This window comes from Chitinophaga sp. (genome assembly GCF_035564935.1).
In the GTDB taxonomy this organism is placed as follows: Bacteria; Bacteroidota; Bacteroidia; order Chitinophagales; family Chitinophagaceae; genus Chitinophaga.
Map to the genome: position 1 here is coordinate 1 of NZ_DATMTE010000166.1, position 5308 is coordinate 5308.

General features: G+C 47.6%; 4 protein-coding genes. 2 read left to right on the top strand and 2 right to left on the bottom strand.

The features are described from left to right. Positions 1-25 precede the first annotated feature (25 nt). Complete coding sequence (ahcY, locus tag VN105_RS04465; RefSeq protein ID WP_325638334.1) at positions 26-1354, top strand: adenosylhomocysteinase; 1329 nt, start codon at positions 26-28, stop codon at positions 1352-1354. 97 nt (positions 1355-1451) lie between these two features. After that, on the top strand, positions 1452-2183 hold the full coding sequence (locus VN105_RS04470) for a pyridoxine 5'-phosphate synthase (RefSeq protein ID WP_325638336.1): 732 nt from the start codon (positions 1452-1454) through the stop codon (positions 2181-2183). 149 nt (positions 2184-2332) lie between these two features. Here VN105_RS04470 and lon read toward each other — a convergent pair whose 3' ends face one another. After that, positions 2333-4735 (bottom strand): endopeptidase La, encoded by a 2403-nt coding sequence (gene lon, locus VN105_RS04475; protein WP_325638338.1) that lies wholly within the window; start codon positions 4733-4735, stop codon positions 2333-2335. A gap of 226 nt (positions 4736-4961) precedes the next feature. Next, positions 4962-5308: outer membrane beta-barrel protein (locus VN105_RS04480; RefSeq protein WP_325638340.1), on the bottom strand; the 347-nt coding region annotated here is incomplete at its 5' end.

The window sequence follows — 5308 nt, forward strand, 5'->3', positions numbered from 1 at the left end:
CTAGATTTGCAAAAAACAATTCAGAATGTCAACAATTGCAAAATCAAACATTGACTTTAGCCTCGGATACAAGGTAAAAGACATGTCTCTCGCGGCCTGGGGTCGTAAGGAGATTGAACTGGCAGAAGCCGAAATGCCCGGACTGATGTCATTGAGAGAAGAATATGGTAACAGCAAACCATTGCAAGGTGCACGTGTTGCTGGTTGTTTGCATATGACTATCCAAACTGCCGTATTAATAGAAACTCTCGTAGCTCTCGGTGCTGAAGTGCGCTGGAGCTCCTGCAATATATTCTCTACGCAGGACCATGCCGCTGCTGCTATCGCTGCTGCCGGTATACCCGTATTTGCCTGGAAAGGTTTGAATGAAGCAGACTTCGATTGGTGCATTGAACAAACCCTGTTCTTTGGCAGCCCCGACCGTCCGCTGAACATGATCCTGGACGATGGTGGCGATCTTACCAATATGGTATTTGATAAATACCCTGAGCTTATCCAGCATATCAAAGGACTGAGTGAAGAAACCACTACCGGTGTTCACCGCTTATACGAACGCATGAAAGCTGGTACTTTACCAATGCCCGCTATCAATATCAACGACTCCGTTACCAAATCCAAATTCGATAACAAATACGGCTGCCGCGAATCCTGCGTAGATGCGATCCGTCGCGCTACAGACGTGATGATTGCCGGTAAAGTGGCCGTTGTTGCCGGTTTTGGCGACGTAGGTAAAGGTTCCGCTGAATCACTCAGAGGTGCAGGCGCCCGCGTAATCGTTACTGAAATTGACCCCATCTGCGCTTTACAGGCTGCAATGGAAGGTTATGAAGTAAAGAAAATGAACGACGCTGTGAAAGAAGCCGATATCATTGTAACCACCACCGGTTGCCGCGATATCATCACCGGCGAACACTTCAAACTGATGAAAGATAAATGCATCGTTTCCAATATCGGTCACTTCGATATCGAAATTGATGTAGCCTGGTTAAACAAAAACTATGGTAACACCAAAGTGGAAATCAAACCACAGGTAGATAAATACACCATCGATGGTAAAGACGTTATCCTCCTGGCTGAAGGCCGCCTGGTAAACCTCGGTTGCGCTACCGGTCACCCTTCTTTCGTAATGAGTAACTCCTTCACCAACCAGGTACTGGCCCAGCTGGAACTGTGGCTGCACTCAGAAAACTACGAAAACAAGGTATATGTACTGCCTAAGCACCTGGATGAAAAAGTAGCCCGCTTACACCTGAAAAAAGTAGGCGTGGAACTGGACGTACTTACCACTGCACAATCAGAATACCTCGGTATTCCTGCAGAAGGTCCTTTCAAACCGGATTACTACAGATACTAGTTTTAAACGACCAACAAATACAAATGCAGCGGGGAAGAAGTCATTACTTTTTCCCCGCTGCATTTTTTGTAAAAGCTAAAAGCCGTAATTTTGCCGCATGACAAAGCTGAGTGTAAACATCAACAAGTTTGCTACCCTGCGCAACGCACGGGGTGGCAATCTACCGGATATACTAAAAGTGGCGCAGGATTGTGAACGCTTCGGCGCCGACGGGATCACGGTTCATCCCCGGCCCGATGAACGGCATATCCGCTACCAGGACGTAAGAGATCTCAAACCACTGGTAACAACTGAATTTAATATAGAAGGATACCCCTCACAGGACTTTATGGACCTTGTACTGGCCGTGAAACCCCACCAGTGCACATTGGTACCTGATCCGCCCGATGCCATTACCTCCAATACAGGCTGGGATACCATCGCTTACCAGTCGCAACTGAAAGACGTGATCTCCGCCCTGAAAAAAGCAGGGATCCGGGTATCCATCTTCCTCAATGCTGATGTATCCAAAGTGGAAGGCGCCAAAACCGCAGGCGCAGACCGTATAGAACTCTATACCGGCCCCTACGCGGAAGAATATACGAATGCACGCACACAGCCGCAAAACCTGCAGCTCTTCAACGACTATAAAAACACGGCAAAAGAAGCCACCGCTATCGGCCTAGACCTCAACGCCGGCCACGATCTTAACCTCGATAACCTCCGCTTCTTTAAATTGCATATACCACAATTGAAAGAAGTATCCATCGGTCACGCACTCGTGGCGGATGCCCTCTACTTCGGCCTGGAAAATACCATCCAACTCTACAAAAGACAACTCGCAGACTAAATTATACAAAACAATAAAGCCATTCCGTAATACGGAATGGCTTTATCAACCCTTAAAACAATCAACATGAAGTTCATAGCGGAGTCACAACTAAACCGTATGAACTGTATATAGTTTGCCGTTATGACTAACAGCAATGTTACGCCCTGTTACTTCTTTAATAACGCTATTTCCAATACTTGGTTCATTTGCTTCACATAATGAAATTTCATCCCCTTGATGTAAGAAGGATTAATATCCCTGATATCTTTTTCATTTTGCCAGCATAGAATGATCTCACGGATCCCTGCCCTTTTGGCGGCCAGTATTTTTTCCTTGATACCGCCCACCGGCAGCACCTGCCCGCGGAGCGTAATTTCACCGGTCATAGCCAGGTAGGATTTTACCCTGCGCCCGGTAAATACAGAGGCCAATGCGGTAAGCATGGTAATACCTGCACTGGGACCGTCTTTCGGCACAGCGCCTTCCGGCACATGCACATGTACACTCTTCTGTCCCAACTTCTTGGGATCCACTCCCAGTTCTTCCGCATGGGATTGCAGGTAAGTAAGCGCGGTAACGGCCGATTCCTTCATCACATTACCCAGGTTACCTGTAAGCTTCAGATCTCCCTTGCCTTCACTCAGGCTGCTTTCAATGAACAGGATATCACCGCCTACATAGGTCCAGGCAAGCCCCACCGCTACTCCCGGCGGATTGCCCACCTTATAGATCTCGTTGGAATAACGGGGTTTACCCAATATCTTTTGAAGTCCTTCTTCGGTCAATGCATCCGGCAATTTCTCATCCATCGCTACCTGTTTGGCCAGGTTACGCATAATGGCGGCAAACTGCCTGTCCAGCTCACGTACGCCGCTTTCACGGGTATAATCAGCGATCAGCTGCTCAATCACGCTATTACTGATCTTTACTTTGGTATCCTTCAATCCATGTGCATCCTTTTGCTTGGGCAGCAGGTGCCTTTTGGCAATCTCTACTTTCTCCTCAATGGAATACCCGCTCAGATCAATGATCTCCAGCCTGTCGCGCAGCGCAGGATGAATAGAATTGATGTTATTGGCGGTGGCAATGAATAACACCTTGCTCAGGTCATATTCCAGCTCCAGGTAGTTATCGTAAAAGGTGCCGTTCTGTTCAGGATCCAATACCTCCAGTAATGCTGAACTTGGATCGCCCCGCATATCGTTGCCGATCTTATCAATTTCGTCGAGGATCATCACAGGGTTCGATGATTTGATTTTGCGGATCGACTGTACCACCCTGCCCGGCATAGCGCCGATATAGGTTTTACGGTGCCCGCGGATCTCGCTTTCATCGTGTAAGCCACCCAGGCTGAGACGAACGTATTTACGGCCAACAGCGTTGGCGATAGACCTTCCCAGGGAGGTTTTACCAATACCCGGAGGGCCTACGAAACACAGGATAGGCGACTTCATGTCTCCTTTCAGTTTCAGTACCGCCAGGTATTCCAGGATGCGTTCCTTTATTTTCTCCATGCCATAATGGTCATGGTCCAGTATCTTCTTTGCCTTCTTCAGGTCGTAACTGTCAGTAGTGTATTCGCCCCAGGGCAGGTCCAGCATCAGGTCCAGGTGATTGTACACCACGCTGTAGTCGGGCGTGCTCGGATGCATACGCTCCAGCTTCTCAATACCTTTTGCAAAAGCTTCTGCAGCAGCGGCCGGCCATTTCTTTTCTTCCGCCTTGCGCTTCATTTCCTTCAGCTCCCGGTCGTTGGCATCTCCTCCCAGTTCTTCTTTAATTGACTTCATCTGCTGCTGCAGGAAGTAATCACGCTGCTGCTTGTCGAGGTCCGCCTTGGTTTTATTGGTGATCTTGTTCTTCAGTTCCGCCAACTGCAACTCTGTTTGCAACAGTTTCATCAGCAATTCTGCACGTGTACGCAGGTTGTTGATCTCCAGCAATTGCTGCTTTTCTTTCAGCTCGGAATTAAGATTGGAAGAAACAAAATGCACCAGGAAAGAAGGATTCTCGATATTCTTCAGGATAATGCTCGCTTCTGAAGGCAGGTTGGGAGAAAGTTGTATGATCTGCCCTGCCAGATCCTTGATGGAAGAAATATATGCTTCAAATTCTGAATCATCTTCTGCCGCTTCATCATGCAGCACGCTGATCTTCGCTTTGAAATAGGGATCTTCTGACACTATTTCATCTATCTTAAAGCGTTTACGGCCCTGTATAATGATGGTAGTGCCTCCGTCAGGCATCTTAATGAGCTTCACAATACGCGCCACGGTGCCTACTTCGGTCAGATCCGCCACTCCCGGATCTTCTATGGTACTGTCCTTCTGCGCCACCACCCCGATCGATTTATCGGTTTTGTACGCGTCGTTCACCGCTTTTATGGACTTGTCCCGGCCCACCGTAATCGGCAGCACAACACCCGGAAACAATACTGTATTTCGTAATGGTAATAATGCCAGTTCATCAGGGATCTTTTCATCCTCCTGTCCTTCCCCGTCTTCATTCAAAGGGATAATAGGCATGAACTCCATTTCATCTTCCGAATTTCCTAAATAAAATCTGTTCATCTGAGATATTTAAAGCCTCGTGAGGACATTCTGTCATACAACCCGGCAAAAGTCCTCTTTTTTTTATGTATCCCTACATTGTCAAGTTTGGTGCCAAGTGACGCTCTGGCAGTAACAGAAAAAGCAGTTTAGCAGTTGGCATTTCCCACAAAAAAATGCAGCAAAGATCAAAGTATTCACTTTAATCTTTGCTGCATCATAAAAATTTAATGCGAACGCTGGTTTACTAGAAGGATACGCCTACGCCCAGCTGTATGCTCTGGTTCTTCCAGTTGCTGGTGTTGGCTACACTGTTGATGTCTTTTACGTCGTTAAAGCCGATTACGTAACGGGCACTTACATTAACGATAGGCAGTTGCAGCCATAAGCCGGCAACACCGGAAATATCACCGCCTTTGAATGCTTCCTTGGCAGCGCCCAGCACTTTCTTATCACTTACCAGTGCACTGAACTGAGGTCCTACCTGGAGCTTTAAACGCGGGGTTCCCAGGTCGATGTTAGCCAGCAACGGAATGCTCAGGTAGCTCATGGTGATTTTCTTACCATTATCTTCCAGGTTTCCGGTGTTGTAGA